The organism is Maribellus sp. CM-23 (genome assembly GCF_021354595.1).
Classification (GTDB): domain Bacteria; phylum Bacteroidota; class Bacteroidia; order Bacteroidales; family Prolixibacteraceae; genus Draconibacterium.
The window spans coordinates 1,152,103-1,178,818 of record NZ_JADWYJ010000001.1 but is presented as its reverse complement, the minus strand read 5'-3'; the positions used below and the strand labels follow the sequence as shown (position 1 = coordinate 1,178,818).

The window sequence follows — 26,716 nt, the reverse complement described above, 5'->3', positions numbered from 1 at the left end:
TAGTTGATTATGAATGGTGTTGATCAATTTCTCCCTGGAATGGAAATGCCCTGTCTTTTGGAGGAAGATAGTAAACCCTTGGTTTGGTTCCGAGTTCTTCCATTAAAGTGTACGCTGCATTGTCTTTAATTAACTTGCTAAAGCTGGTTGTTTCGTGTGTCGTTCCGTTGGTAACGGCATCTTCGTTCTGGTCGCCAAACCAGTAAACGCCGTTCGGGCAGGCTGATACGCACGAGGGAAGTTTGCCGTCGCGCAAACGGTCGGCACTAAACAAACATTTCGAAATGGTTCCTTTTTTCTGCGGAACATTGGCTTCGATGTTATAGGTTACGCCTTCGTACTTTTCGGCGTCGCGTGGTTCAAACCAGTTGAAAACCCTTGCTGAATAAGGGCAGGCAGCAATACAGAAACGACATCCGATGCAACGCTCGTTGTCGATCAGCACAATCCCGTCTTCGCGTTTAAAAGTGGCATTTACCGGGCAAACCTTGGTACAGGGCGGGTTGTCGCAATGCTGGCAGGGCTTGGGCATGTAGTACGGTGCAGTGTTCTCTGCATCCTGCATCTGCAATACGTTTATGTGATGCTGTTCAGGCCGGAGCTGGTGGTGGTTCTGGCAGGCTTTCATACACTGGCGTGCATTCCGGCATTTCGAAAGGTCAATTACCATTACAAATTTTCTTCCGGGTAATCCTTCGCGGCCACGCTTTTGATTTTCCGACAAACTTGGCAGATCTGCAGGTTTTAACTGCGATTTATCCACTTTCACCAACTCGCCGCTTGAAGTTAACAAGGTGATTGTGTCGCTGTTGGTGGAGGCTACCTGGGTACAGGAGTTCAAAATTGACGATCCACCGACTACTCCTGCTGCTCCGATAGATACTCCAAGAGCTTTCACAAAGCTTCTGCGCGATTTCTTTTCCATAAAACTGACAATTTATATCAACTAATTCAGAAGAACTAACATTCCTTCTGTAGCGAAATTATAAAATATGGGGATCGTTCCAAATAACAATTTTACGTTAAGAATAAAAGACAAAAATGTCTCAGATAGCTAAACGAGAGTTAGTTACAGCGAAAAGTGATAAAAAAATCAACTTTTATTTTTGAATAAACAATTGAGTAGAACGGCAATAGCAGTCATTAGTAAATTTTCGTGAAATTTTGTGTGAACAAACTAAATCCGGGGATTGTTCCATTGGGTTTTTTGCTTGAAGGGGCAGTTCAACATAAAGTCGATTCTGGGGGTGAATTTATATGTTGTAAAACATGTTTTAAATAAGCTTTTCAGCTTTTGACTTTGTGAAAATAATCATTTTTCTTGAATTTTTCTCCCTTTTTCATCGGATGTTTCCTGCGTTTTTGGGTGTTTGTGTTCTGAACAAATGATTTTTTGGTGGATAGGCTGACTCAGGCAAATTCGAAAAACATTAAGAAACAGCGGTTTTGCATAAACATTCAGAAGCTTTTGTGGTTTTATTAACGAACAATTTGAGTCGATTGTCTTTTTTGCTTGGATGACTTTTGTCTGAAACCAATGGCAGATAAGCAAATCAGGATAAAGGATAAAAGACAGAGCCTGCTAAAACTGGATTAAAAAAATGAGAAATCAGCTTATCATAAAATTCCTGATTATCACTGTGCTTCTTTTTGGGGGTGGTAAAGCCATCCTGGCGCAGGAGGTTATTAATCCTTCCGCCAATGCCGATGATGTGGAAATCGGGGTAGTTGAACATCTCGATGATTTTCTTCCTGATAGCATTTCGCTTATAAACGAAGCAGGGGAGCAGGTTTGGCTGGCCGATCTTATTGATAAACCAACCATCATTAACTTTGTATATTACCGTTGCCCGGGAATTTGCAGCCCGCTGATGGAAGCGGTGGCAGGTGTGATGGACAAGTCGGAATTAATACCGGGAAAAGATTACCAGGTGCTGACCATTAGTTTTGATCCCACCGAAACCATCGACCTTGGGATTCGCAAAAAAAACAATTATCTGAAGCTGATGAACAACGCCGACAAAGTGGAAGCCGCAAAAACCGGGTGGAAATATTTTGTTTCGGACACGGCCAGTATTTTAAGGGCTACCTCGGCAACAGGTTTCAAATACAAAAAAACAGGCAACGATTATTTACATGCCGCATCGCTGACGGTTGTCAGCCCCGATGGAAAAATAACCCGCTATCTGAACGGTTTATACTTTCTGCCTTTTGAATGGAAAATGGCGATTGTGGAAGCCTCCAAAGGACAGTCGGGACCTACCCTCAACAAGGTTTTACGGTTTTGTTATTCATACGACCCGCAAGGTCAAACATATGTACTAAATGTCACAAAAATTGGCGGAACACTGATCATGTTTTTTGCTGTGGTGTTGCTGCTTGTTTTGGTAATAAAACCAAAACGTAAGAAGTCAATTTAAATAAAACTTTATGCAAACAACTGCTGTTAACGGAGCAAATTATTTAACCTATCAGGGAAAGTACAAAGGTTTGCTCGGATGGATTTTATCAACAGATCACAAAAGAATCGGACTGTTGTATCTGTATTCAATAGCTACCATGTTTACAACAGGTGTATTACTGGGGCTGGCCATGAAATTCGAATTGCTGGCTCCCGGAAAAACCATCATGGAAGCCCAAACTTACAATTCGGTTTTTACCGTTCATGGCGTGATCATGATATTTATGGTGGTGGTTCCCGGACTACCGGCAGTTTTTGGTAACCTGATGTTGCCGATTATGATCGGTGCGCGCGATGTGGCTTTCCCAAAACTGAACCTGCTGTCGTGGTGGTTGTATGTGGCCGGAGTTTTCCTGGTACTGGCAGCTTTGCTTTTTGGCAAAGGTTCGCCCGATACAGGCTGGACTTTTTACGCGCCTTACAGTTTTAAAACAGGAACAAACATGTTACCAGCCATTTTTGGGGCTTTTGTGTTAGGGTTTTCATCCATTCTTACCGGGCTGAACTTTTTGGTAACCATTCACCGCTTACGGTGTAAAGGAATGAAGTGGATGAAACTGCCGCTTTTTGTTTGGACACTTTACGGAACTGCCTGGATTCAGCTTTTGGCAACGCCGGTGGTAGGCATCACCCTCGTATTGGTGGCGCTGGAGCGCGTGTTTGGTGTCGGTATTTTTGACCCGGCACTGGGTGGCGATCCCATCCTTTACCAGCATTTATTCTGGATTTATTCGCACCCGGCTGTTTACATCATGATACTTCCGGCCATGGGCGCGATTTCAGAAATTATACCGACTTTTTCACAAAAACATATTTTTGGGTACAAAGCACTTATCGCTTCAACAATGGCCATTGCATTTGTGGGCTACCTTGTTTGGGGACACCACATGTTCACGGCCGGGATGAGCGGAACAGCCCAGTATTATTTTTCGCTGTTAACGTTTATTGTGGCGATTCCGAGTGCCATTAAGGTGTTCAACTGGATTTCGACCCTGTACAAAGGATCGATCAATGTTCAAACGCCTTTTTACTGGGCGGTGTCGTTTATTTTTGTTTTTATGATCGGTGGTTTAAGCGGCCTTGTTTTGGGAGCTCTGGCAACCGATGTTCATGTACACGACACGGCTTTTGTGGTAGCGCATTTCCACTACATCGTATTTGGCGGAACAGGTTTTGCCTTTTTTGCCGCCATTCATTACTGGTTCCCCAAAATTTTTGGGCGAATGTATGATAAAGCCTGGGCCAACACGGGCTGGCTGGTTTTCTTCGTTGGTTTCCTGGCACTTTATACACCCATGTTTTACCTGGGAATGATGGGGATGCCCCGCCGTTATTACGACTATCTGGAAGAATTTCATGGCGGTAATATCCTGAGTACATTTGGTTCCTGGGTATTGGCAACCGGTTTCATCATCATTGTGGTTAACCTGGTGCGTTCGGCCCGAAAAGGAGCCCCCGCCGAAGCCAATCCTTGGCATGGTAAAACCCTCGAGTGGACCGTTCCATCGCCTCCTCCGGTGTTGAACTTTGACGAAGAACCGGTACTCGGAGAAAAAGACGGACCTTACAATTACGAATAAAACTTAACTAAACGGATATGGAACATGCACATCATGTAGAACATCCCGATATGTACGATGCCGAGTCGTCGAAAGTCGGCATGTGGTTGTTTATTTTTACTGAATTACTGCTTTTTGGAGCGCTGTTCGTTATTTACGCGGTTTACCGCTATATGAACCCCGATGCATTTCACCTGGCAGGCGAGGAGTTGAACCGGGTCATCGGGACAGTCAATACCGTTATCCTGCTGATAAGTAGTATGACCATTGCCATGGCTACCACTGCTTTGCAGAAAGGACAGCGAAATGTGGCCATCGGCCTGGTAAGTATCACTTTTGTGATCGGGCTCGTTTTTTTGGTCAACAAGTACTTCGAGTGGGGAGTGAAATTTTCGCACGGAATCTGGCCGGGATCGGAACATATGATGAACGAAATGAGCCACGGTGAGATTTTGTTTTTTGGTTTGTACTTCGTAATGACGGGCTTGCATGCCCTGCACATCATCATCGGGATGGCGATCATGGTTTTTGCCGTACGTGGCCTTGTAAGAGGGAAAGTGCATGCCGACCGGCCTTCGCTGCTCGATAACTGCGGATTGTACTGGCACCTGGTCGATCTGATCTGGATTTTCCTGTTCCCGTTATTTTATTTAATACACTAAAACTAAATCAATATGTCCGGAGAAAAGCATCACATAGTTCCCTATCGGCTGTATTTTGTTGTGTTGATTGCCTTGCTGGCTCTCACTTTTGCGTCGGTATGGATCACCAGCATCGAACTGCGGGACTATACGGTGGCAGCTGCCTTATTGTTTGCAATAGTTAAATCATATCTGGTTTTGAACTATTTCATGCACCTGAAATACGATAAACCTTATATCAAGATTATGGTCGGCTTTGTGTTCGCCATCTTTTTGGTGATGATAGTGATAACCTTTTTAGATTACCTTTATAGATAGCTATGAACTCAGAAGTGACTCAAGCCTCAAATTTTGTACAAGGTGTTGACACGGCCTTTATTATAATCCTGGCAATATGTTTCATATTCCTGATTGGTTTAACGGCCGTTATGTTGTATTTCATTTACAAGTACAATAAAAAGAAAAATCCGAAACCAACTCAGATCGAGGGAAGTACAAAACTGGAGATCATCTGGACGATCATTCCGTTTTTGCTAACCATGCTGATGTTTTATTATGGCTGGGCAGGCTGGAAACCCATGCACAAGCCGCCGAAAGATGCCATGGAAGTAACGGTTTACGGCCGGATGTGGAATTTCAGTTTTGAATACGATAACGGGAGAAGGTCGGATACCTTGTTTCTTCCGAAAGACAAACCGGTGAAACTGAACCTGGTGGCGATGGATGTACTGCACAGTTTGTACATTCCGGCTTTTAGGGTAAAACAGGATATGGTGCCGGGAAAGAAAGACAATTTTATGTGGTTTGAACCGCAGAAAGAAGGAACCTACGAATTGTTTTGTGCCGAGTACTGCGGTTTGCAGCACTCCTACATGTATACCTATGTGGAGGTAATGAAAGATTCGGCTTTTCAGGCCTGGATTGCCGATACTACGAGTGTGGCTGCTTCGGTGGCAGCGGTTGAATCGCCGGCAGCTACCGGAAAACGGATTATGCAGAACATTGGCTGTTTTGCCTGCCATACCATCGACGGAACCCGCCTTGTTGGACCAAGTTTTAAAGGAATATGGGGCGAAACGCAAACGGTTGCAACCGGGCGCGACAAACGCGAGGTTACCGTGGACGAAGAATACATCAAACGCTCGATATTTGATCCGAATGCCGATATTGCTGACGGCTATCAGAAAGGGCTGATGCTGACGTATGAAGGGCAACTTTCAGACGACGATGTAAACAATATTATTGAGTACCTGAAAACATTGAAATAAGAAAAGCTGGCAGAATGGAAGGGTCGTTGAGTATGCTGGAAACAAATAAAGCGCTTGATTTTAAGCAGCAGCTGAAAGTGATTTACGAATTAGGAAAAGTTCGTATATCGCTGCCTATTGCCCTTTCTGCCATTACCGGTTATGTTTTGTTTGGGCATGTAATGGATGCACAGGGCTGGTTGCTGGCCCTGGGGGTTTTCCTGATGTCGTGCAGTTCGAGTGTGATCAACCACTGGCAGGAGCGGCACCTCGATGCACAAATGCCCCGCACCAAAGACCGCCCGATCCCTTCGGGAAGAATCAGCGCCAATGGAGCCTTTATACTGGCCGTTGCTTTTGCGCTAACTGGCTCGGTTATTTTGCTGGTTTCAAGCCCGGTGATGGCCCTGGTTTTAAGTTGGGTGACATTGTTTTTTTACAACGGTGTTTATACGCCCATGAAGAAATTCTCAGCTTTTGCGGTTATACCCGGCTCCATGGTGGGGGCTTTGCCTCCAATGATCGGATGGGCCGCTGCCGGCGGAAGCCTCACTTCCGAAGTAATACTGATTGTGGCCGCTTTCTTTTTTATCGGGCAAATTCCGCATTTCTGGCTGTTGCTGCTCATGTTTGGCGAGCAATACCAAAAAGCCAGCATGCCCAGTTTAAATCAGCTTTTCAGCAGCGACCAGATCAAGCGCGTAACCTATGCCTGGGTCTTAACCACCATCGCCTCGGCATTGCTGGTGCTCTTTTTTGTGGTACAGAACCGCATTGTCATGTTTTTTCTGATTTTTTATATTTTTTACCTGCTTTTCTCCCTCACCCTGGCGGTTTTTATGCAAAAGGAATTCAAGGTTAGGCCCGCATTTTACAAGCTAAACTTTCTTTATTTGTTTATGATGATCTTTCTGATTGTCGACAGTTTGGTAAAGACTTGATTCACGGATAAGTTTGGTGGCTTTAATTTCGTTAACTTTGCAGCATCGAAATTTATTTTTTACATGAAATTTTCAGAACTCGGAATACACGATGACCTCTTGGATGCCATCGAATACATGGGATTTAAAGAAGCTACTCCTATACAGGAACAAGCGATCCCCATTATTTTGGATGGTCACGACATGATCGCCTGTGCACAGACAGGAACCGGCAAAACAGCCGCATTCTTGCTCCCCGTGCTCGACTTGATCGCTGATTTACCCGGAGGTGAAACATCCACACTTATCATAGTTCCTACACGCGAACTGGCCATGCAGATTGATCAGCAGGTTCAGGGAATCGGTTACACGATGGGCATCCATTCCATTGCGCTTTACGGAGGTGGTGACGGCGATGAATGGGGACAACAAAAAACGGCGCTTACAAAAGGAGCAGATATCATAGTTGCAACTCCCGGAAAACTGATTTCGCATCTGAACCTAGGATATGTGAAGTTTGATACCATCGAATTCCTGATTCTGGATGAGGCCGACCGTATGCTTGATATTGGTTTTTACGACGACATTGTGAAGATCATTTCCTATCTGCCCAAAAACCGGCAAACACTTATGTTTAGTGCTACCATGGCACCAAAGATCAGGAAACTTGCTTCCCAGATTTTGCACGAGCCGAAGGAAATAAACATTGCTATATCCAAACCGGCTGAAGGAGTCTTGCAAGCTGCCTACCTGATTTACGATAAACAAAAAAATGATCTGGTAGCTCATCTTATTAATGAGAATCCGGAGTATGACAGCATACTTATCTTTTGCTCAACCAAACGTGCCACCACAGAACTGGCCCGCGTTCTGAAACGAAGGAAGTTTGAAGCTGAAGCCATTTCTTCTGATTTGGAACAATCGGAACGGGAAGGTGTGTTAAATGGGTTTCGTTCCAAGCGAATCCGGATTTTGGTAGCCACCGATGTAATGAGCCGCGGAATCGACATTAAAGACATTAACCTGGTAATTAACTACGATGTGCCGAGTGATGCCGAAGACTATGTGCACCGTGTTGGGCGTACTGCCCGTGCTGATTCAACCGGAGTGGCTCTGACCCTGGTGAACGAAGACGATATGTACAAATTTCACCAGATTGAAACCTTGATTGAGCGGGAAGTTTTCAAAATACCGATGCCCGAACATCTTGGTTCCGGACCGGAATGGAAAGTGCCTGCCAAAGGAAGGAAAAAGGGGAAAGGTAGTTTTCATAAGTACAAAAAGCAGGGCGGAGGAGGTCAGCCCCAACACCGGAAGAATTACCAGAGCAAGAAGAAAAAATAGACCGCACTTTTTTACGAAGCTAAAACCACTTGTGAAATGTTATCAAAAGCTTTTATTGCAATTGCAGCACTGATATTCAGTGTTTCCTTACAGGCACAGAATCCGCTTGAAAAGCTGGAATCCCTGATTGGTAAATGGGAAGGGACAGGTGAGGGATTTGGAAACTCAAAATCAAACATCTCTGCTGAATACAACTGGCTGATGGATGGCAAATTTATTGAAGTGAAGCATCATTCAGCGTTTGCCCCAACAGCCCAAAATTCCAAAGGCGAGATTCACGACGATTGGGGGATGATCAGTTTCAATAAAGAACGTAGTGTGATCGTTTTCAGGCAATACCACAGCGAAGGTTTTTTTAATGAATACATTTTGAATAAAGCTGAATCGAATGATTCGACACTGGTTTTCGAAACCGAACGGATCGAGAATTTTGTTCCGGGAGGCAGAGCCCGTTTTACCATTAGGCTGAAAGCGGAGAGTGAAATTGAAACGGTTTTCGACGTAGGTTTTCCGGGAAAAGAACTGGCTTGTTTCGGTACCAACCGGATGACAAAAAAATAAAATCCACCGGCTTCCACCGGCGGATTCTTTCTCAAAGTCTTTTCCTCAAGCATCTGACTACTTTTGGTTTTTGTGGATGGTAACTTTTATGATCTTGTCAACTGCTGGGTAAGTAAAACCGTCATCAAGCAAACGTACCAAACCTCCTTCATCTTCATCCATTGATTTTGTCCCGGGGTATTCATTTACCTCCGTTCCTGCATCCCACAGCATTACTTCGTGTGTAATATCCTGAACGTCGTTTCCAAAGCTCAGCTTAATACCACTATCGCCAAAGGCAAAGAAAATGTCGTTGGAATTTCCGAGCATGCTTGCAATACTTAGATACTGATTTGGTTTTGCATCAATAGAGAAAGTGTATTTATCACCGGGGAACAGCGGACCTGCTTCATTCGATCCATCAGGAATCGCATAGGCACCTGCGTTGTAATCCATGGAGATCAGGCTAGCTGCAAGGTCTCCTGGATTTCCGGTCTCTGCCAGCAATTCCAGTCCTTCTCCGCGATCGGGAGTATTGGCCGTAAAAATCGGCATTTCACCTTTTTCATGAACCGCCCAAAGTACTGGAGCAACCGGCGATACATAACCACTGTTCCAAGTCAGGTAATGCGAAAGCGGACCCGGATTCCCGGTTTCTGCCAGTTCTTCCAGGCCTTTGTCCCAATCGGTCATGCCGGCTTCAAAAATTGGATTTTCCATGCTGTGTACCACCCAGGCTACCGGTGAAACGGCAGTAGTCGCTCCGGCAAGCACCTCAACGGTTACGGTGAACATGTGGCCGCCGTTGTAGTCGAGCATTACTTTCAGGTTGGTAGCTACCGTACCGTAGTCGTAGCCATCGCCAACTTCCGACATAAGTTGAACCGGATCATCGGTATCAGCGCCGTTGTGCGGATTTCCGGGGCCAGGCATCTGGTTCATCTGGGTTCCGGCATCCCACAGCATAATTTGCGAGGTTATATCGCCGGTAATCGGAGTGCCGTTGTCGTAAAGCGCTATTCCCTGTCCGGAAGGCGCATAAAAACCATCGTTCGAGAGACCGTACATGGTGGCAAACGATAGTTTGTGAGCAGGTCCGGCGTGGAATGAGAAAGTAAACGAATGCCCCGGGAAAGCAGGTCCGGCTTCGCTTTCTCCGTCCGGCACGGCAACTGCCCCAGCTACAAAAAACTTGTAGTTTGTCGAGACATTTTCAACCGTTACGGTATACATTTTCGAGGGGACAACATCCGGTAAGCTTCCTTTTTTAAGTACAGGTTCTTCCATTTCGTCTTGCATACACTGGGTAAACAAAACAGCAACAATTGCTAAACTCAATAATAAACGAAGTGATTTCATAACGATATAATTTATGGTGAATAATCTGAACCAAAGGTCCGGGTAAAGTATCACGGAAGTGTCACAAAGAATTCAACTTTTGGTAAAACTTTGAGATTGAACGGGATAAAACTGCTTAACAAATCCTCATTTTTCAGAAGCTGTTTGCAGAATTGGATTTTATCTTTCTACTTTTGCGCCATGAAAAGAGTGGTTGTAGGATTATCGGGCGGAGTTGATTCGAGCGTAGCCGCGTATTTGCTGAAAAAGCAGGGCTATGATGTGATCGCACTGTTTATGATCAATTATCATGAACGCGAAGGTGTGCTTACCAGCTCGTGTACCTGGGAAGAAGATTCGCTGATTGCCAAAATGGTGGCCAGGAAACTGGATATTCCGTTTCATATTGTTGATTTAAGCAAGGACTACAAAAAGCGGGTGGTGGATTATATGTTTGCCGAATACCAGGCAGGCCGCACACCCAATCCTGATGTGCTGTGCAACCGGGAAATCAAGTTTGATACCTTCCTGGAAGAGGCCATGAAATTTGATGCCGATTATGTAGCTACCGGGCATTATTGCCGGAAAAGCGAAGTAGAGGTGAACGGCGAAACCATTCATCAGTTGCTGGCGGGGAAGGATCCGAATAAAGATCAGAGTTATTTTTTGTGCCAATTGAGCCAGGAGCAGCTGTCGAAAGCGATGTTTCCGATCGGGGAGCTGTTGAAACCCGAGGTTCGCGAAATTGCCCGCGAGCAAAATCTACCCACTGCCGAACGTAAGGATTCGCAGGGAATCTGTTTTGTTGGGAAAGTGGATCTTCCTACTTTTCTTCAGCAACAGCTCGAACCCAAAACCGGTAACGTGATTGAAATTCCGGCGGCTTTCATGGAAAAGAAAAAGCAGTTGGAAATAACAGAAGAAAATTACCGGAAGTTGTGTCTTCCGTTTCCGTATAAACCCTGGAACGGAGAAGTGATTGGGGAGCATGAAGGCGCTCATTTTTATACCATCGGGCAACGAAAAGGCCTGAACATTGGCGGACACAAAGAACCGCTGTTTGTAATTGGTACCGACGTAAAACGCAATATTGTGTATGTGGGCGAAGGCCAGGATCATCCCGGGTTACACCGGAAAGGATTGTTTATTGCCAACGAAGACATGCACTGGATCAGAACCGATTTGAAAATGAAGGTGGGCGAGAAGCGCAATTATGATATTCGCATTCGTTACCGTCAACCCCTGGAAAAAGGGAGCATTCATTTGCGCGAAGACGGCGCCTGGTTTTTATTCGAAAACGAGCAACGCGGTATTACTTCGGGGCAGTTTGCAGCATGGTACGACGGAGATGAACTGATTGGTTCCGGGGTTATTACATGAGGTAGAAAGATTGAAGGACTGATGGATTGAGTTAATTCATGAATGGAATAATGCTTAAATGCAGCATCCAATATCGGGAATCTAGCTTCGGGCATCCTGTATTCCGCTCAATATTACAGACTTTATACTAAATTTGAACAAAAATTTTATATATGATAAAATCGATGACCGGCTTTGGGAAGGCTGAATTGGAGGTAAACAACAAGAAAATAACCATCGAGATAAAGTCGCTGAACAGCAAACAAATCGATATCAATACCCGGACTCCCGTTCTTTACCGCGAAAAAGACATAGAAATTCGTAAAATAATTTCGGACAAACTGGTTCGCGGAAAAGTGGATTTCAACATTTATGTGGAAAACCTGGGAGACGAAAGTAATTCGAAGATCAACGAGCAAATTCTGAAAGGCTATTTTCTTCAACTCAAGGACATTGGCGCCGAATTAGGCGTTGCCACCGATCATCGAACCCTGCATGCAGCCATGCGTTTGCCCGACGTGGTAAAAACCGAATACGAGTCGCTTGACGAGGAGGAATGGGAAATCATCGAAGCAAATATTAGAAAAGCGCTGGATGATATCGATTCTTTCCGTAACAAGGAAGGATTGGCGCTGGAAGCCGATATTCTCGGAAATGTAAAAAGCATTCACCAGTTGCTGAAGGATATTGAGCCTTTTGAAAAACAGCGGATCGAAGCCGTGAAAACAAGGCTAATGGATAACCTGGAAAGCTTGAAAATGAATGGGAATGTGGATCAGAACCGTTTTGAGCAGGAGCTAATTTTTTACCTGGAGAAACTGGATATCAACGAAGAGAAGGTGCGCTTGAACAACCACTGTAATTATTTTTACGAAACTGCCGGACTGAAAGAGTCCTCGGGGAAAAAGCTGGGCTTTATTTCACAGGAAATTGGTCGTGAGATCAACACCATCGGGTCAAAAGCCAACGACAGCAACATTCAACGCATTGTGGTTCACATGAAAGATCACCTGGAAAGAGTGAAGGAACAGTTGCTGAATGTTCTTTAGTTTAGTGTTCAGAGTTCAAGGTTCAGTGAATTTCAAGATAGGAAACAGCTCGCAGCTCAATGCTTGTGGCTCATAGCTCAAATAAATGAAAGGAAAGCTTATTATATTTTCTGCTCCGTCGGGAGCCGGTAAAACCACCATTGTACGTCATTTGCTCGGGAAGGGATTTAATCTCGAGTTTTCGGTTTCGGCCACTTCGCGTGCGCCGCGCACTACCGAGACCCATGGCAAGGATTATTACTTTCTTGCTGAACCTGAGTTCAAGGAAAGAATTGAGAAAAACGATTTTCTGGAGTGGGAAGAAGTGTATGCCGGTATTTTTTACGGAACACTCAAAAGCGAAGTGGAACGCATTCGCGAAGAAGGAAAAAATGTGATTTTTGATGTGGACGTAGTGGGCGGATTAAACATCAAGAAATACTACGGAGATGAGGCGCTGGCGGTGTTTGTGCAGCCTCCGTCGGTGGAGGAATTGCGCAATCGTTTAACCGCGCGTTCAACCGAAACCGAAGAGAAGATTGCCATGCGAATTGCAAAAGCAGAGCATGAACTAAGTTTTGCTCCCCAGTTTGATGTGGTGATCGTAAACGACCAACTAGAGAAAGCCTGTGTGGAGGTGGAAAAACTTATAGCCAAATTTATAGAAGGCTAAGCTCATTCTATTATTTTCTTTCTGGGGACGGATCGACACCAATTCTAAAATAAAATGAAAAGAACAGAAAGGATATTATATTATTTAATTGTTGCCGCTGTACTCTTGGTAGCTATCTCTCTTTTATTTTTCATATCGTTTTTTGGTGGCCAAAAGTTCTCTGAAGATATTTCAGATTGGGCATATTTTGGAAATTACGTAGGAGGTGTGGTTGGCACAATTACTGCAATCTTTAGCTTTATTGTTTTAGCCATAATAACAATTTGGGTGAGCAAGCAAGGTAATGAGGAAAGTAAGAATCTATTTTTGACAAAAAAGAAAATGGATGCTTATGAAGAGCTAACCTCGAAGATTCACTTGTTTGTAAAAGGGAATGATATGACAGAGTTGATTCGAGCATTAAATAGTTTTAATGAAGCTCCTTTTATTAAAATTGATGCTCAAGGGAATATGGAACTCGATCGCACTTCAGAGTTGGCAAAAGAGTCCAAACGAGTTTTTTTTAATGCAAACGAGTTTTATCTTTTTATTTTCCATTTTAGGTTAAGGTTTAGTCATGTGTTTAGTTATGATTTCGATTCTAATGAGCATAGATCACTTATTGCCTTTGTTCAAGCTTATAGAGATAAGTTGAAACTAATATATGAAAGGTATAACTATAATGAGCATTTTGGGGATTCGAAAAAATATAACTTTATCGAAGAATTTAATTCGCTTTCAGATTCTTTGTCTCAGTTTTCTACGAAACTTCGTACAGAGTTGATGTAAATGTTGTTTCTGCAATGATTAATTAAGTAAGATGAGCAATGCGGTTATTGACATACTTGCACCAAAAACCAATCTCCGCTTAAAAGTAGGATTGTATTTTGGCTCCTATAATCCGATTCACATCGGGCATCTGGCCATTGCGAATTACATGGTTGAGTTTACCGGAATCGATCAGTTATGGTTTGTGGTTTCGCCACAAAGTCCGCACAAAAAGAAGAACAACCTGCTGGACGATTACCAGCGCCTCGAAATGGTGCACCGCGCCGTGGAAGGCGACGACCGTTTGCGGGCTTCCAGCATCGAGTTTAACTTGCCCAAACCCAGCTACACGGTCGATACCCTGGCTTATTTAAAAGATCAGCACCCTAATTACGACTTTGTGATTTTGATGGGATCCGACAACCTGGAGAACTTTCATAAATGGAAAAACTTTGAGAGCATTGTAGAAAACTACGGCATCATTGTTTATCCGCGCCCCGGGTTTGATGCGTCAAAAGTGCAGGATCACAAAAACATTGTGGTAGCCGGCGAAGCCCCGCTGATGGAAATCTCTTCTTCTTTTATCCGTCGCGCTATTCGTGACGGGAAAGATGTGCGGCATTTCCTGCCCCCAAAAACATGGGAGTATCTGGAGGAGATGAATTTTTACAAATAGAAGTTATTCAACGCTCAATGCCTGGAGCGGGAAGAGCAAAACAATTATCCGATTCAATGGATTTAGCTTTCAGCTTTGATTGTTAGATGATCCCATCCCTTACGCAACGTGCAATCAGTTCGGTGGTGGTTTTGCAATCGGTTTTACGTAGAATGTTTTTTTTGTGGGTATTGATGGTATGCGGAGAGAGATTCAGGATCGTTGCTATTTCACCAAACGTTTTACCGTTGGCGACACTCTTTAGAATTTCTTTTTCCCGCTCCGTGAAAAGATTTTCATAGTCGTATTGCTTTGGGGTAAAATCAGGTTCAGTGGATAAGGCATAATAGGAAGGACGACCATCTCCGATAAATGATATTTTGTGATCAATCGGCATATCCAGGTAACTGACATCGGTGTGAATTCCCAGTACATGCTGCGCTTTTTTATCTTCAGATAAAGTTAGGGTTTTCGACTGGTGAAGGATGGTTTTGTAACGGCCGTTGGCATGCCTCATTCGAAGTACATAGACTACTTTGTAATGCAGGATATCCTCGGGAGGGATTCGGTTCAGAAGAAAATCGACAGCAGCGGCTTCCTTTCGGTGCATTTGATTTAAATCTTCGGGATGTATCGATTCAAAAGCTTTATCGAGGCTCCAGTCACTTGGATTATAGCCCAGCACCGACTGAACTCTTTTGTCGACATACTCCATTTGGAGGGTTTCAAAATTTAAAATATAGTAGTAGAAACTTCCTGCCGAGAACAAATTGGCTACTTGTTCGATAACATTCAGGTACAATTCGGTTTTAACCGGCTTCTCAATTTTGTTGGGTTTCCACGCCTCCTTTATTTTTACTACACTCTCCTTATCCATTTCCCGGTTGCCTAAGTTTTTATGTTAATAAGGCTTTGCTAAAATACCTAAAATTAGGTATTTAAAAATAGAAAATCCACGAGTATATTGCAATGCGAAAAAGGACAATATCCCTCCCTTTAAAATATTCTCCATTCGCACTTAAAAGAAAGGCAGCATCTGTATGCAGCCTTTTTTTTTAAGGACTTTGAGCCACTATGGTTCAGTCTTTGCCTTACCTCGTCCGCGTCATATCCTCATCTACACAGATCGTAAAATCGGCTTTCCCTGTGTTTTCTTCGCTGAGTTCCGAAATATCTTTTTGCGTAGCGCTGTGGATCGTAACAATTTTCAACTCTGGTTGGTAATGTTTCAGGTACCAGTAAATGCTTTCGTAGTTTTGCGAGTGGTACGCACCGTGGTAATGCAACAGCATTTTACCCGGCTCACGGTTTTTGAGTATGAAATGCGACATGGTTGCGTCTTTTATAGCCTGTGCTTTCGGAAAATTAGATGACACATGACTGCCCATACCTTCCATAGTCATCATACTGGCATAACAATTCAGCGTTGAATCGTAAGGAGGAGGAAGGGGTGGCAAAAAGGTTTTTGCCTCGTCCGATAATTCTTTAAGTCCCTCGAAACCTTTCTTATTAACAAGAGCTGCATACCTGCGCGGAACATTGGTGGCTACAAAATAAAGACCGCTGTCTTTGGCAAACTCGACCAGGGGTTTATAATCGGTTTTATAGTTGGGCCACAGTTTCATTTCGTCCTCAAAATTTCGTTGCGAGATCTTTCCCGAAAGGTATTCGTCCAGGATGACCTGGTTATCGCTTTCAAACATTTCTGCACCCAATACGAGGTTCTTCCCCTTTAGTTTGTACAGTTCTTTGGTTAGTTCCAGCTGTAGCCAGTGCGAAATCGGGTTGTCGTGCAATTCACCAAAAAGAACCACATCGGCTTCCTGAATTTGTTTGAGCATTTTTTCGTACTTAACCGTTTTTCCGTCTTTGTCAAAAAGCAGGTAAGCAGGCTTGTCCGTTTTAAATGCGGTGAAAACCAAAAAAATAACCGGAAGGAGGTAATTGTATTTATGCATATTATTTTTGTTTGTGTTAATAACAAAAAAACGCGGATCGAGTTTGTTTAAGAAAGGATATATCATGAAGACACTTTTCCTCTTAGTCTGGATTTCGATGGTTCCCATGGTCTGTTTGGCGCAGGCCGGAACAGAAAAAGTTTACCTTGAAGTGGATGGATTGATACGCTTTTACCAGGTTTATCTGCCAAAGACTTACGATGTGGGGAAAAGCTATCCGGTGGTTTTTGTTTTGCACGGAGGTGGTGGAAAAGCAAAGGGCATGCTGAATTTTACGGGGCGCAGATTCAACGAACTGGCCGACCGCGATGGTTTTATTGCCGTTTATCCCAATGGTTACCGAAAGGGCTGGAACGACGGCGAACGGGATACCTTGTCGGTAGCACGTCGGTTGAAGATCGACGACGTTGGTTTCTTTGATGCAATGATCGACGATATGGATGAGAAACTGGCCATTGACCGTAAAAATATCTTTGCCTGTGGCATTTCGAACGGAGGGTTTATGGTGCAGCGCCTGGCCATTGAGCGTTCGCAGGTTTTTAAGGCCATCGGTGTGGTGGCGGCCACCATGAGCGAAGACCAGCAAAAAAAGGATCCCGAAAATCCGGTCCCGGTTATTTTTATTGGCGGAGATGCCGATCCTTTGGTTCCCTATAACGGTGGGCCCGTAGTTGTTCTAAAGCAAAAACGGGGCGAAGTGCTCAGCAATGGGGAAGCGGTTAAATACTGGAAGGCGGTGAACGGGTGTTCGAAAAAGTCAGACCTTTATGTTTTTCCTGATATCAATACAGAGGACGATTGTACTGCTGTGAAAACGGTTTGGGAAAATCCAGCTGATGATCGGCTAAAAGTGGTCGATATTAAGGTTGTAAACGGCGGGCATACCTGGCCGGGTATGCGTCAGTACCTGCCCCGAAGTATGGTGGGCAATACCAACCGCGATTTTAATGGCTGCGATGAAATCTGGTCGTTTTTCAAGTCAACAATAACACAATAAATGGTAGAATCCGGTATTTTTTACAGCACCCTGCTCGATCCTCTCTTACGGCCGTTGCGGAAAAGGATGGTAGAGCATATTAACAAGGGAGACCGTGTAATTGACATTGCCTGTGGAACGGGAGCGCAACTTTTTGAACTGACAGATTGGGCAGGTTCGCTTACGGGGGTGGATTTAAGCGATTCGATGATTCGTTATGCAAGCAAGAGAGCTCAAAGACTAAACGTGCCGAATGCCGGTTTTTACGTGGGAGATGCAACGGATCTTTCGGGGTTTTACGGGCAAAAATTTGATGTCGCCATTCTTTCGTTGGCTTTGCACCAGTTCGATCCTGGTTTGCGCGGGCCTGTTTTAAGCGAAATCCAAAAGGTGGTGGATAAAATTGTTGTGTTGGATTATGCCGTTCCGTTGCCGCGGAATTATGCGGGAGTCGCAAGCAGAGTGGCAGAGTTTCTGGCCGGAAGAAGCCATAACCGCAATTTTAAAAGTTATACGCAGGCCGGTGGTTTAATGTCTATTCTTCCGGAGAATGGGTTTTCAATTCAAAACATACAGACCGTTGGAAAAGGAGCATTTCAACTGGTAGTAGCCCAAAGATCAGCTGATAATTAACGTTCCTTTACTGATTTTTGCAGTTGGCTACACTATTTAACAAAGCTATATTTAGTTTAACAATAACCAGACGTTCATTAAAATTCATTAACATAGTTATTTTGTAGTTTTGATCAGTGATTAAAAACTTGGTTATTTACGATTTAGCACTGTTCAAAAAACGTCAGAAAGAAGGGAATCATGTTGGTTCCCTTTTTTATTGTTGAACGTTTCTCAAAGATCAAAGCTGAATACGGTTATACTCTAACTCTCGCTGATCTGCCAGCCGTCGGACAATCATTTTGTTCAACACTAGGCCATCCTTTAGACATAAATATTCTTTGGGTAATTATTTCTAATGGGCGATTGCGGTGCGGCGCAAAGAACTTTATGTCTCTGAAGTGCCGGGAGATTGCGCCTTTTGTTCGTCCTTATCAATACCCCGGGTTGCACTTTCCGTCCGTCAACTGCTGGACGAATCGTTTACCCGCGGTTATTATTGTTTCACCCTTGCAGGGTGTTGACTAAATTGACACTGAAAGTGTCGAACATCAATAACCCGGTGCAAAGCGCCGGGTAAGCACTCGCCCAACTTTCGTCCGGCGAAGAAAGTTGTTTTGTAACGGTTCGTGATCCCGGACGAAATAATATGGTACTACATTGAATGGGACCTTAAAAAGATATTTAGAAAGGGAGCTGAGATTAGGTGGAAAAAAGGAGAGTTGAAGACTAAATATCACTCTTCTTTCTTTGACTTGATTCAAGATTGGTTTATTTCTTCTTCAGATAGTAATAACTTTTCTTTTCAGCCTTAACATCAAAGGTATAGATCTCCGCATTTTTGTGCCGGTAAAAAACAGAGAGCAGGCCTATGTCGCCGGCGCAGAAAAGGCTGTGAACGGCCATGGTCAGAAGAAAAAAATAGAGCCAGGGTGTGTGCCAGAAAAAAAGTGATAAAACCAGCGTCATCAGCTTTACAACCAGCAGGGGAGTCAAGGCAATCCAGGCAAATTGTGTTCGGTTGATCACGTGGCGGTCGGCTTCGGCATAAAAGATAAATTTCCGGAGGTAGGCACCGTAATGCACCGTGGGCGCACCGCTTAGTTTTATGGCCAAGCCGTGTAAAAGCTCGTGAATAGGTATTAGTGCAGTAAAACAAAACAGCAATGCAGCGATGGTGAAGTAAAGATTCTCCGGCGCATCGTGTAAGGCCTGGATGATGGCTCTTGTCACTAAGAACATCCCCAGAATAATCATGAGCGACTGGTAAATCATAAATGCGATGCTTATCCGGCCTCCTTGCCCCAGCTGATCGAGCACAAACGATTTTATGTTTTCGTGACTCAGCTCGGCAATCAATTCAAAACGATCCGGATCCTGCAATTCCTGAATGGTTGGATTGGCCATGTTTATTTGTATCTGATAATTTCATAAAGGTTTTTCAGATTAAAAAGTTTAAGCGCCACGGCAGAAATTACCGATGCTGCCACCAGGAAAGCGTAGCCCAGCAGCCAGTTGTCGATTTCCTTTGAAAGAGTGCCCAGCACCACCACGAGGCCGGTAAAAAGAAGCAGCTGAAAAATGTATTTAATCCCCGGGTTTAGGCGAAATATGATTAGTGCCAGCACCAGTTGTGTTCCGCCGGTAAAAAGCTGTGTTGCCAGGCTGGCCCATGCCGAGCCGTGTGCCTGGTATTTGGGAATCAGTATAATATTCAGTGTAATATTTAATATCATTCCTGTAAAGGCCATGGTGTTGAGCTGTTTCATGCTGCCGTTGGCGGTAAGCAGCGTGCCGAAAATATAGGTCATTGCAATGCCAATAAAACCGGTCATTAGAATGCCCAGCAGGTCTGCCGAATTTTCGGTGTTGGCATGGTACAACAGGTTCATGATTTCGCTGTTGTAATAGATGCTGGAAACTGCAATGATTATGGCCGGAACGATCAGCAGTGTAAACGACAGCTTCACCATTTGTCCCACGTGTTCTTTTTGCTTCAGCATTTTGGCGAAAATGGGAAGCAGCAGTCCGGCAAACAAAACCCCAAACATCGAAACGGCGTCCAGCAGGCGGAAAGCCTGTGCATAAATTCCCGCCTGTTCTTTCCCGATGGGGTGTGGCAGCAGGCGTTCGAGCATCACCGAATCGATGCGGTTGTAAAACGACATCAGCAAAATCAGGAGCGCGTACGGATACGATTTCTTCAAAAACACCCTGAAAAAAGCCGGGTCAAACTGGATTTTTATTCGCCCCGATTTCTTCAGAACAATCAATAAGGTAATCAGCGAAGTGAGGCCGTAAGCCATGGTTTGGGCGTATACAAACCAGTTGATGGTAAATTCGATCCGAAAAACATTGGTAAACAGCAAAAGGCTGCAGATAATGATCATCAGGCTGCGGTCGAGCACCGAGATCAGGCTGTCGGTGCGAAACAGCTGAAGTGCGCTGATGTTGGACCGGAGGTACAGCGTGAAGGAAATCAAAAACTGGTTCAAAATAAGAAAAGCGAGCAAATGAAACTGCAAGTTGTTATACCCGATTATGGCGGCTACCCCCAGTGTAAACAGCGCATACACAACGGCGAGCATAAATTTCAGCCCGATAATGTGCGAAAGATGCTTGGGGAGCAAAAAGCTGTAACGCGAAATATTGCGGTTGTTGTAGTTGGTGATCCCCACATCGAGCAAAATATTCAGCAGCATCGAAAAGTTGAAAAGCGCAAAATACAAACCGTAGTTTTCGTCGCCCACCGAGTTCTGAACCGTGCGGTCGATGCCAAATATCCAAAATGGCTTGATCAGCAGATTCAGGAAAAGGAGCAGGAGCAGGTTTGTTACAAATTTTCGTTTCAAACTACCGGTATTAGGTGGATATCTCGCTTGTTTTTTGAACGCTTAAAAGTAAGAAATATTGAATATACGCAAGCGGGAATAATCACCACAATCTTTGTACATTTACGAAAATTAGAAACCGACAGCATGATTATTGCCGTAAACACGCGTTTACTGATCAAAGGAAAACTGGAAGGAATCGGGTGGTTCACGTATGAAACCCTGAAGCGGATGACGCTGAATCATCCCGAACACGAATTCATTTTTCTTTTTGACCGGCCGTACAGCCCCGATTATGTTTTTTCAGAGAATGTTAAACCCGTGGTGGTTGGACCTCCCACACGGCACCCGGTGTTGTGGTATTTGTGGTTTGAATACCAGATTCCGCGCATCCTGAAAAAATACAAAGCCAACCTGTTCTTGTCGCCCGACGGGTACCTTTCGTTGCGGACAAAAGTGCCGCAGCTGGGCGTGATCCACGATATAAATTTTGTGCACCGCCCCGACGATCTTCCGTGGTTAAAGGCGAAATACTACAACCACTTTTTCCCGAAGTTTGCGCGCATTGCCCGGCGCATTGCCACGGTTTCCTTTTATTCGAAAGAAGATATTACGCGTTCGTACAAGGTTGATTACGATAAAATTGATGTGGTGTACGACGGTATCAACCAGATTTTCGAACCCATCTCGGAAAAAGAGAAAGTGGAGGTGAAAAAGCGTTACACCGGGGGTGCTGATTACTTTTTGTTTGTTGGCGCGCTGCATCCGCGGAAGAACGTGAGCGGGCTGTTAAAGGCTTTTGATGCGTTTAAAAGCGTGAAAGGCGATGCCACCAAAATGGTGGTGGTGGGAGGCGAAATGCACAAAACCGGCGATATCCACGAGACCTACGAAAACATGCGCTACCGGAACGATGTGATTTTTACCGGGCGGGTGTCGAGCAAAGAGCTGCACGATATTTTTGGAGGCGCGCTGGCCCTGACTTTTGTGCCTTTTTTCGAAGGCTTCGGAATCCCGATAGTGGAGGCAATGAGCGCCGGCATACCTGTGATTTGTTCCAACACCACGTCTATTCCGGAAGTGGGCGGGGGTGCTGTGATGTACGCCGATCCGTTAAAGATCGATCAGATCGCCGATGCCATGTTGCGGATTCACGAGGATTGCGATCTTCGGAAAACCTTGGTTGAAAAGGGATTTATTCAGAAAAATAAATTTAGCTGGGACGAAACCGCACGCCTGCTTTGGATGAGCGTGGAGAAAGCGCTGCAGTGAGGGGAGTTCGGAGTTCAAAGTTTAGAGTTCAAAGTTCAGAGAGTCGCAGTCTCAGTATTCAGTCTTAGCTTACAGAATGTCATCCTGAGCGGAGTCGAAGGATGGAGGAATTGATTTAGGAATGATGATTAACGATTTGTGATTGAAGAAGGATTGAGTGATAAGTCGCAGTCTCAGTATTCAGTCTCAGTATTCAGTCACAGTTTATCAGTTTAGCGATTTTACAGTTTGGCAATTCCGTGAGAAAGCCCTGAAAGGGCGTGGCTTGTCAGCCCGGGGCAATGCCCTGGGGATATTGACGCAAACAAGCCCGCGCTCCACGCTCTGCCCTTCGGCAATGTGTAAAGGTTCTTTGGAGCAAGACCGGGCATAAGTGGTTAAATGTTGGAAATAAAACCACATTTTTACAATTTCGCAGTATGGCAAGAGGAATTGATTGGAGAATGATGATTAACGATTTGTGATTGAAGAAGGATTGAGTGATAAGTCGCAGTCTCAGTATTCAGTCACAGTTTATCAGTTTAGCGATTTTACAGTTTGGCAATTCCGTGAGAAAGCCCTGAAAGGGCGTGGCTTGTCAGCCCGGGGCAATGCCCTGGGGATATTGACGCAAACAAGCCCGCGCTCCACGCTCTGCCCTTCGGCAATGTGTAAAGGTTCTTTGGAGCAAGACCGGGCATAAGTGGTTAAATGTTGGAAATAAAACCACATTTTTACAATTTCGCAGTATGGCAAGAGGAATTGATTGGAGAATGATGATTAACGATTTGTGATTGAAGAAGGATTGAGTAATCAGTCTCAGTTTCGCAATTATATCAGTAAGCTCAATTTAGCATGAAGAAACAAAAGCTACTATCATATTTTAAAGAGGGGCAAGTGGAGGCCGGTTGCGACGAAGCCGGGCGCGGATGTCTGGCGGGGCCGGTATTTGCCGCGGCGGTAATTTTGCCCGCTGTTTTTGAAAACCAATTGCTAAACGATTCGAAACAGCTTACCGAAAAACAACGCTACCAGCTTCGCCCGGTAATCGAAGAACAGGCGCTGGCATGGGCCGTTGTTGCGGTGGACAATCATGAAATTGATGAGGTTAATATCCTGAATGCCTCGTTTCTTGCCATGAACAGGGCAGTGGCGCAACTCAAAATAAAACCGGAGCATTTGCTGATCGACGGAAACCGTTTTCGCACGCAGGGCGACATTTCGTACACCTGCATGGTAAAGGGCGACGGGCGCTTTTATTCCATTGCGGCAGCCTCGGTGCTGGCCAAAACCTACCGCGACGATTTCATGCTGAACATTCACAGGGAGTTCCCGCACTACGACTGGGACAAAAACAAAGGTTACCCCACTAAAAAACACCGTGCTGCCATCCGGGAACACGGGCCCACCAAATACCACCGCATGTCGTTCCGCCTGCTCGATGAGCAGCTGGTGTTGGATCTTTAATGATTCCCGGTAGTGTCTGGTTCGCATCCTACGGGAGAACGAAATCCTGCAAAGCCGACATAATCAACCAGCCAGTTCCCGCTTTTTTTGCAACAAATTGAGTCGCAATCTTGGTAAAGAATGGTGTAATAGTTCGTCACCAGAATACAGCCAAATCCCCGTGTCTGACACGATCGTATTACAACTTTTCCGTTTCGCTCATCCATTCCTAAAATAAGGGTAGTGGTGTCAATATTGCTTCTGTCGGGGAGGTAGTTTAAACTATCTGCAATCTGGTATTCCCGTTTAATATCATCCAGTCCCAACAACTTCAGATTATTCGGATTTTCAATTTCATGATCGCATGAAATCATCAGTAACACCGGAAACAATACGTAAAGGAGCTTATACATGTTTTTTTAATTTCAGATGATAATTTCCAGGAAATGGTTGCGTCCAAAGTGCTTTATTTTGAAATAAATAGCTAGTTTCGGGTAGCCCCCGGCCTTAGAACCAATTTCAGAAGAAGATACCATTTCTGTCTGCCCTGTGCCAGCTTAAAGAACCGTTCTTTATGCGTTGATTAAAATAAAGAACGGTTCTCTTTTCCTGCTTTGTGGTAACAGCCTCTGGATTGAAGCAGCGTCAAGTGGTTATTGAAGTGAACCTTTCATTCATTACACTGAACTTATGAAACGCTGAAGCAAGCAACCGGAGCCAACGTTACCGTAACGTTCCATCCCCGGGCGAAAAAGGAAGCACCGTACTCAATACGTTTGTTCCCCGAAGGAAAAGTGAAGGAATGTACTCAGTACGTTTGTTGCTCGGATGAAAAGTGAAACGATGTACTCAGTACGTTTGCTGTCCAGAAGAAAAGGGAGGGAACGTAGTCAGTACGTTTGTTGTTCAGCAGAAAAAAGGAGGCATTAATAGCCCTGATTCGTTGAATACCCACTTTATATAATAACCAACGCAACCAAACGACCTGTAGAATCATCTTACCCCAAAATTGTCATGAAAGGAAAACTTCTTTGGATGGGTTTGTTGATGATGGTACTTATGGCCTGCGAAAAATCGGACGACGATGTGAAAACCGGCCCGATTGTTAATACCGAATGGAAACTGGAACAGATAATTGACGAATCAGGCATCGCATCCAATTTTCCTTCCACTATCAATGATTTTGAAATTTCCTTTAAAGAAAACGGCAACATTGATTTGGTCAACTTGTGTAATTACACTTTCGGAAGTTACTCCTTAAGCGGCGGCAATTCAATCAAAATATACAATGTTGGGCAGGGAACGGAGAAGTATTGCGAGCCACTCCTGCGTATGCAATGGGAAACGCTTTTTGTAAACAGTTTTATTACGGCCAAAACTTACTCAATCGACAAGAAGAGACTCAGCATCAGTTGCGAGGATTGTAAACTGGTTTTTGCTGTTGTTGAACCTTCGGAATAAGGCCTTGACATGCGCCGCTATTGGTTGCCCAAAGCAATGTTTTCGCCCATGCGTATGGTGGTTTCCAGTCCGTTTTGTGTATGCTGAACCAGGTCGGCATCAAAGCTAATTTTTCCCGCTTCAAAAAGCAGCACCAGTGTTGATCCGCCAAAGGCAAAATAGCCTTTCTCGCTGCCTTTTTCTACCCGCCCGGGCGAGTAAGTCTGAATGATGCTTCCCACCATGGTAGCGCCCACATCCATGATCAGAATATCGCCGTACTCGGCTGTTTGCAAGGTAGCGTATTCGCGTTTGTTCTGGCAAAAAATCTCGAGACTGCCGCGCAAAGCCAGTGGTGAAACCGAGTAGTAATGTCCTTTGATTTTTACGGATTCGGAAGCGGTGCCCGAGGCCGGAAAATGGTAGCGGTGATAGTCGGGCGGTGCCAGCCGTACAATGGCCATGGAACCGTTGGCATATTTCTTTGTGAGTTCGTCGTTACACAGAAAGCTCTGCAATGAAAATTCCGATCCCTTTACAAAAAACAAGTCCACATCACTGAGGGTAGGAAAAACCAGGATCTTTCCGTCGGCAGGAGAAACTACGTGTTCGCCAATGGGCCGCGCACCAGCTTTTAGCTTGCGGTAGAAAAAGTCATTGAAGGTTTTGTAGTCATCAACATTCGAAACGGCGTATTCGTTCATGTCGATGCGATGTTCCTTGACAAAATCAGCGGTTCGCCTGGCCGACCAGCGGGTGTTCATGTACCAGCCACCCAGGGCCGAAACAAGCTTCCGTTTAAACAACAGATTGAGCGTAAGTTTGCCGGTAGCTGAAGCGTACAGCCAGTGCAACATTCCTTCGCTGGGAACATTTTCGGTTTTCAGTTCCCCGCTTGCTCTTTCTATGTATTTTATGGTTTCCATTTTTTTATCTGCTTCCTCTTTCTGGCTGCACGCAACAAAAGCCAGAAGAAGAAGTGCCCAACTCAAATTTCTCATCTATTCCGGTTTATACCCCACATCCTCCAACAGATCTGCTTTAAATGAAGCCTCCACCGCCAACTGGTCGCAGCGTTCGTTGAGCGGGTTGTTGGCATGCCCTTTCACCCAAACAAATTTAACCAGGTGATTTTTGTAAATCTCCAGAAAACGCATCCAAAGATCGGGATTTTTTTTCCCTTTAAACCGGTTTTTCACCCAGTTGAACACCCATCCTTTTTCAACGGCGTCGGACACATACCTCGAATCGGTGTAAATGGTGACTTCGCTTCCGGGAATTTTGAGCGTTTCGAGGGCAACAATCACGGCGAGCAATTCCATCCGGTTGTTGGTGGTCAGTTTGTATCCTTCCGAGAGTTCTTTGCGGAATTCCCCCGACAATAAAACAATGCCGTAACCACCCGGTCCGGGGTTTCCGCGCGCTGCGCCATCAGTGTATATCGTTATTTTCGGTCGGGCCATTTATAAATTTTGAGTACAGAGTAGTGAGAAAATAGTACTGAGTGCAAAATAGGGAGTATTATTCGTAATAAACAAATAAGTGGGGATTGCAGTGTAGGCGTTGACGTTTGGTTTCTGTAATTTTTATTCTCAGTACTTTGGGGATACATTAATCTTTTGGAACGGTGCGTAAATAATATGTCCTGAAAGGACTAAACTTGAATAACCGCCGGTATAACCGGTGGTGG

At 44.6% G+C, this 26,716-nt stretch carries 27 protein-coding genes; 18 read left to right on the top strand and 9 right to left on the bottom strand.

Features of this window, described 5'->3' with window-relative positions:
• Positions 1 to 7 precede the first annotated feature (7 nt).
• The gene (locus tag INQ51_RS04625; protein WP_233376712.1) at positions 8 to 925 is read right to left on the bottom strand and encodes a 4Fe-4S dicluster domain-containing protein; all 918 of its coding nucleotides are present in this window, start codon (positions 923 to 925) and stop codon (positions 8 to 10) included.
• Positions 926 to 1,601: 676 nt separating this feature from the next.
• Here INQ51_RS04625 and INQ51_RS04620 point away from each other — a divergent pair.
• The 8 genes from INQ51_RS04620 to INQ51_RS04585 all read left to right on the top strand — a co-directional run bounded on the left by INQ51_RS04620 (position 1,602) and on the right by INQ51_RS04585 (position 8,733).
• A complete protein-coding gene (locus INQ51_RS04620) occupies positions 1,602 to 2,420 on the top strand; it encodes an SCO family protein (RefSeq protein WP_233376711.1) in 819 nt (272 codons plus the stop codon).
• A 10-nt stretch (positions 2,421 to 2,430) separates the two neighbouring features.
• Positions 2,431 to 4,041, top strand: a complete 1,611-nt coding sequence (locus INQ51_RS04615) for a cbb3-type cytochrome c oxidase subunit I (protein ID WP_233376710.1) — start codon at positions 2,431 to 2,433, stop codon at positions 4,039 to 4,041.
• A gap of 17 nt (positions 4,042 to 4,058) precedes the next feature.
• Complete coding sequence (locus INQ51_RS04610; protein WP_233376709.1) at positions 4,059 to 4,682, top strand: cytochrome c oxidase subunit 3 family protein; 624 nt, start codon at positions 4,059 to 4,061, stop codon at positions 4,680 to 4,682.
• Positions 4,683 to 4,694: 12 nt separating this feature from the next.
• Positions 4,695 to 4,979, top strand: coding sequence for a cytochrome C oxidase subunit IV family protein (locus INQ51_RS04605; protein WP_119437192.1), 285 nt, complete (start codon positions 4,695 to 4,697; stop codon positions 4,977 to 4,979).
• Positions 4,980 to 4,981: 2 nt separating this feature from the next.
• Positions 4,982 to 5,929 carry a cytochrome c oxidase subunit II gene (gene coxB / locus INQ51_RS04600; RefSeq protein WP_233376708.1) on the top strand — a complete coding sequence of 316 codons (948 nt, stop codon included), beginning with the start codon at positions 4,982 to 4,984 and terminating at the stop codon, positions 5,927 to 5,929.
• A 14-nt stretch (positions 5,930 to 5,943) separates the two neighbouring features.
• Positions 5,944 to 6,849 (top strand): protoheme IX farnesyltransferase, encoded by a 906-nt coding sequence (locus tag INQ51_RS04595; protein WP_233376707.1) that lies wholly within the window; start codon positions 5,944 to 5,946, stop codon positions 6,847 to 6,849.
• A gap of 63 nt (positions 6,850 to 6,912) precedes the next feature.
• Positions 6,913 to 8,172, top strand: coding sequence for a DEAD/DEAH box helicase (locus tag INQ51_RS04590; protein ID WP_233376706.1), 1,260 nt, complete (start codon positions 6,913 to 6,915; stop codon positions 8,170 to 8,172).
• 36 nt (positions 8,173 to 8,208) lie between these two features.
• Positions 8,209 to 8,733: a hypothetical protein gene (locus tag INQ51_RS04585; protein ID WP_233376705.1), complete on the top strand. Its 525-nt coding sequence runs from the start codon at positions 8,209 to 8,211 to the stop codon at positions 8,731 to 8,733.
• Between the two features lie 57 nt (positions 8,734 to 8,790).
• Here INQ51_RS04585 and INQ51_RS04580 read toward each other — a convergent pair whose 3' ends face one another.
• Positions 8,791 to 10,071 (bottom strand): spondin domain-containing protein, encoded by a 1,281-nt coding sequence (locus INQ51_RS04580; protein WP_233376704.1) that lies wholly within the window; start codon positions 10,069 to 10,071, stop codon positions 8,791 to 8,793.
• Between the two features lie 180 nt (positions 10,072 to 10,251).
• Here INQ51_RS04580 and mnmA point away from each other — a divergent pair, with 180 nt between their 5' ends.
• The 5 genes from mnmA (at position 10,252) to nadD (ending at position 14,533) form a co-directional block, all read left to right on the top strand.
• Positions 10,252 to 11,430 carry a tRNA 2-thiouridine(34) synthase MnmA gene (gene mnmA / locus INQ51_RS04575; RefSeq protein ID WP_233376703.1) on the top strand — a complete coding sequence of 393 codons (1,179 nt, stop codon included), beginning with the start codon at positions 10,252 to 10,254 and terminating at the stop codon, positions 11,428 to 11,430.
• Positions 11,431 to 11,582: 152 nt separating this feature from the next.
• Entirely contained in the window at positions 11,583 to 12,458 is an 876-nt protein-coding gene (locus INQ51_RS04570) for a YicC/YloC family endoribonuclease (protein WP_233376702.1), read from the top strand.
• Positions 12,459 to 12,543: 85 nt separating this feature from the next.
• Positions 12,544 to 13,110, top strand: a complete 567-nt coding sequence (gmk, locus tag INQ51_RS04565) for a guanylate kinase (RefSeq protein WP_233376701.1) — start codon at positions 12,544 to 12,546, stop codon at positions 13,108 to 13,110.
• A gap of 54 nt (positions 13,111 to 13,164) precedes the next feature.
• On the top strand, positions 13,165 to 13,878 hold the full coding sequence (locus INQ51_RS04560; protein ID WP_233376700.1) for a hypothetical protein: 714 nt from the start codon (positions 13,165 to 13,167) through the stop codon (positions 13,876 to 13,878).
• 31 nt (positions 13,879 to 13,909) lie between these two features.
• A complete protein-coding gene (gene nadD / locus INQ51_RS04555; protein WP_233376699.1) occupies positions 13,910 to 14,533 on the top strand; it encodes a nicotinate (nicotinamide) nucleotide adenylyltransferase in 624 nt (207 codons plus the stop codon).
• An 82-nt stretch (positions 14,534 to 14,615) separates the two neighbouring features.
• On the opposite strand, the gene INQ51_RS04550 is transcribed toward nadD, so the two are convergent.
• Positions 14,616 to 15,389: a LuxR C-terminal-related transcriptional regulator gene (locus tag INQ51_RS04550; RefSeq protein ID WP_233376698.1), complete on the bottom strand. Its 774-nt coding sequence runs from the start codon at positions 15,387 to 15,389 to the stop codon at positions 14,616 to 14,618.
• 214 nt (positions 15,390 to 15,603) lie between these two features.
• A complete protein-coding gene (locus INQ51_RS04545; protein ID WP_233376697.1) occupies positions 15,604 to 16,470 on the bottom strand; it encodes a ChaN family lipoprotein in 867 nt (288 codons plus the stop codon).
• Between the two features lie 64 nt (positions 16,471 to 16,534).
• On the opposite strand from INQ51_RS04545, the gene INQ51_RS04540 reads away from it, so the two are divergent.
• Positions 16,535 to 17,467 (top strand): alpha/beta hydrolase family esterase, encoded by a 933-nt coding sequence (locus tag INQ51_RS04540; RefSeq protein WP_233376696.1) that lies wholly within the window; start codon positions 16,535 to 16,537, stop codon positions 17,465 to 17,467.
• The gene (locus INQ51_RS04535; RefSeq protein WP_233376695.1) at positions 17,468 to 18,079 is read left to right on the top strand and encodes a class I SAM-dependent methyltransferase; all 612 of its coding nucleotides are present in this window, start codon (positions 17,468 to 17,470) and stop codon (positions 18,077 to 18,079) included.
• Between the two features lie 750 nt (positions 18,080 to 18,829).
• Here the strand turns inward: INQ51_RS04535 and INQ51_RS04530 are convergent.
• On the bottom strand, positions 18,830 to 19,465 hold the full coding sequence (locus tag INQ51_RS04530) for a DUF3267 domain-containing protein (protein ID WP_233376694.1): 636 nt from the start codon (positions 19,463 to 19,465) through the stop codon (positions 18,830 to 18,832).
• Positions 19,466 to 19,467: 2 nt separating this feature from the next.
• On the bottom strand, positions 19,468 to 20,910 hold the full coding sequence (locus INQ51_RS04525) for an oligosaccharide flippase family protein (protein WP_233376693.1): 1,443 nt from the start codon (positions 20,908 to 20,910) through the stop codon (positions 19,468 to 19,470).
• Between the two features lie 126 nt (positions 20,911 to 21,036).
• On the opposite strand from INQ51_RS04525, the gene INQ51_RS04520 reads away from it, so the two are divergent.
• Positions 21,037 to 22,161 (top strand): glycosyltransferase family 4 protein, encoded by a 1,125-nt coding sequence (locus INQ51_RS04520; RefSeq protein WP_233376692.1) that lies wholly within the window; start codon positions 21,037 to 21,039, stop codon positions 22,159 to 22,161.
• An 834-nt stretch (positions 22,162 to 22,995) separates the two neighbouring features.
• Positions 22,996 to 23,607 carry a ribonuclease HII gene (locus tag INQ51_RS04515; protein ID WP_233376691.1) on the top strand — a complete coding sequence of 204 codons (612 nt, stop codon included), beginning with the start codon at positions 22,996 to 22,998 and terminating at the stop codon, positions 23,605 to 23,607.
• Here INQ51_RS04515 and INQ51_RS04510 read toward each other — a convergent pair.
• Positions 23,604 to 23,999, bottom strand: a complete 396-nt coding sequence (locus INQ51_RS04510; protein ID WP_233376690.1) for a hypothetical protein — start codon at positions 23,997 to 23,999, stop codon at positions 23,604 to 23,606. The genes INQ51_RS04515 and INQ51_RS04510 overlap by 4 nt on opposite strands.
• A gap of 601 nt (positions 24,000 to 24,600) precedes the next feature.
• Between INQ51_RS04510 and INQ51_RS04505 the strand changes: the two genes are divergently transcribed.
• Entirely contained in the window at positions 24,601 to 25,047 is a 447-nt protein-coding gene (locus tag INQ51_RS04505) for an META domain-containing protein (protein WP_233376689.1), read from the top strand.
• 17 nt (positions 25,048 to 25,064) lie between these two features.
• Here the strand turns inward: INQ51_RS04505 and INQ51_RS04500 are convergent, their stop codons facing one another.
• Together INQ51_RS04500 and rnhA are read right to left on the bottom strand one after the other, a co-directional pair.
• On the bottom strand, positions 25,065 to 26,027 hold the full coding sequence (locus INQ51_RS04500) for a phosphatidylserine decarboxylase (RefSeq protein ID WP_233376688.1): 963 nt from the start codon (positions 26,025 to 26,027) through the stop codon (positions 25,065 to 25,067).
• On the bottom strand, positions 26,028 to 26,489 hold the full coding sequence (rnhA, locus tag INQ51_RS04495; protein WP_233376687.1) for a ribonuclease HI: 462 nt from the start codon (positions 26,487 to 26,489) through the stop codon (positions 26,028 to 26,030).
• Positions 26,490 to 26,716 lie beyond the last annotated feature (227 nt).

Coding starts and splice junctions, on each gene's coding strand:
- INQ51_RS04505 (WP_233376689.1), top strand. CDS start 24,601: ATGAAAGGAAAACTTCTTTGGATGGGTTTGTTGATGATGGTACTTATG.
- INQ51_RS04625 (WP_233376712.1), bottom strand. CDS start 925: ATGGAAAAGAAATCGCGCAGAAGCTTTGTGAAAGCTCTTGGAGTATCT.
- INQ51_RS04560 (WP_233376700.1), top strand. CDS start 13,165: ATGAAAAGAACAGAAAGGATATTATATTATTTAATTGTTGCCGCTGTA.
- INQ51_RS04610 (WP_233376709.1), top strand. CDS start 4,059: ATGGAACATGCACATCATGTAGAACATCCCGATATGTACGATGCCGAG.
- INQ51_RS04620 (WP_233376711.1), top strand. CDS start 1,602: ATGAGAAATCAGCTTATCATAAAATTCCTGATTATCACTGTGCTTCTT.
- INQ51_RS04580 (WP_233376704.1), bottom strand. CDS start 10,071: ATGAAATCACTTCGTTTATTATTGAGTTTAGCAATTGTTGCTGTTTTG.
- mnmA (WP_233376703.1), top strand. CDS start 10,252: ATGAAAAGAGTGGTTGTAGGATTATCGGGCGGAGTTGATTCGAGCGTA.
- INQ51_RS04520 (WP_233376692.1), top strand. CDS start 21,037: ATGATTATTGCCGTAAACACGCGTTTACTGATCAAAGGAAAACTGGAA.
- INQ51_RS04510 (WP_233376690.1), bottom strand. CDS start 23,999: ATGTATAAGCTCCTTTACGTATTGTTTCCGGTGTTACTGATGATTTCA.
- gmk (WP_233376701.1), top strand. CDS start 12,544: ATGAAAGGAAAGCTTATTATATTTTCTGCTCCGTCGGGAGCCGGTAAA.
- rnhA (WP_233376687.1), bottom strand. CDS start 26,489: ATGGCCCGACCGAAAATAACGATATACACTGATGGCGCAGCGCGCGGA.
- INQ51_RS04535 (WP_233376695.1), top strand. CDS start 17,468: ATGGTAGAATCCGGTATTTTTTACAGCACCCTGCTCGATCCTCTCTTA.
- INQ51_RS04590 (WP_233376706.1), top strand. CDS start 6,913: ATGAAATTTTCAGAACTCGGAATACACGATGACCTCTTGGATGCCATC.
- coxB (WP_233376708.1), top strand. CDS start 4,982: ATGAACTCAGAAGTGACTCAAGCCTCAAATTTTGTACAAGGTGTTGAC.
- INQ51_RS04605 (WP_119437192.1), top strand. CDS start 4,695: ATGTCCGGAGAAAAGCATCACATAGTTCCCTATCGGCTGTATTTTGTT.
- INQ51_RS04550 (WP_233376698.1), bottom strand. CDS start 15,389: ATGGATAAGGAGAGTGTAGTAAAAATAAAGGAGGCGTGGAAACCCAAC.
- INQ51_RS04530 (WP_233376694.1), bottom strand. CDS start 19,465: ATGGCCAATCCAACCATTCAGGAATTGCAGGATCCGGATCGTTTTGAA.
- nadD (WP_233376699.1), top strand. CDS start 13,910: ATGAGCAATGCGGTTATTGACATACTTGCACCAAAAACCAATCTCCGC.
- INQ51_RS04500 (WP_233376688.1), bottom strand. CDS start 26,027: ATGAGAAATTTGAGTTGGGCACTTCTTCTTCTGGCTTTTGTTGCGTGC.
- INQ51_RS04615 (WP_233376710.1), top strand. CDS start 2,431: ATGCAAACAACTGCTGTTAACGGAGCAAATTATTTAACCTATCAGGGA.
- INQ51_RS04515 (WP_233376691.1), top strand. CDS start 22,996: ATGAAGAAACAAAAGCTACTATCATATTTTAAAGAGGGGCAAGTGGAG.
- INQ51_RS04540 (WP_233376696.1), top strand. CDS start 16,535: ATGAAGACACTTTTCCTCTTAGTCTGGATTTCGATGGTTCCCATGGTC.
- INQ51_RS04545 (WP_233376697.1), bottom strand. CDS start 16,470: ATGCATAAATACAATTACCTCCTTCCGGTTATTTTTTTGGTTTTCACC.
- INQ51_RS04595 (WP_233376707.1), top strand. CDS start 5,944: ATGGAAGGGTCGTTGAGTATGCTGGAAACAAATAAAGCGCTTGATTTT.
- INQ51_RS04585 (WP_233376705.1), top strand. CDS start 8,209: ATGTTATCAAAAGCTTTTATTGCAATTGCAGCACTGATATTCAGTGTT.
- INQ51_RS04570 (WP_233376702.1), top strand. CDS start 11,583: ATGATAAAATCGATGACCGGCTTTGGGAAGGCTGAATTGGAGGTAAAC.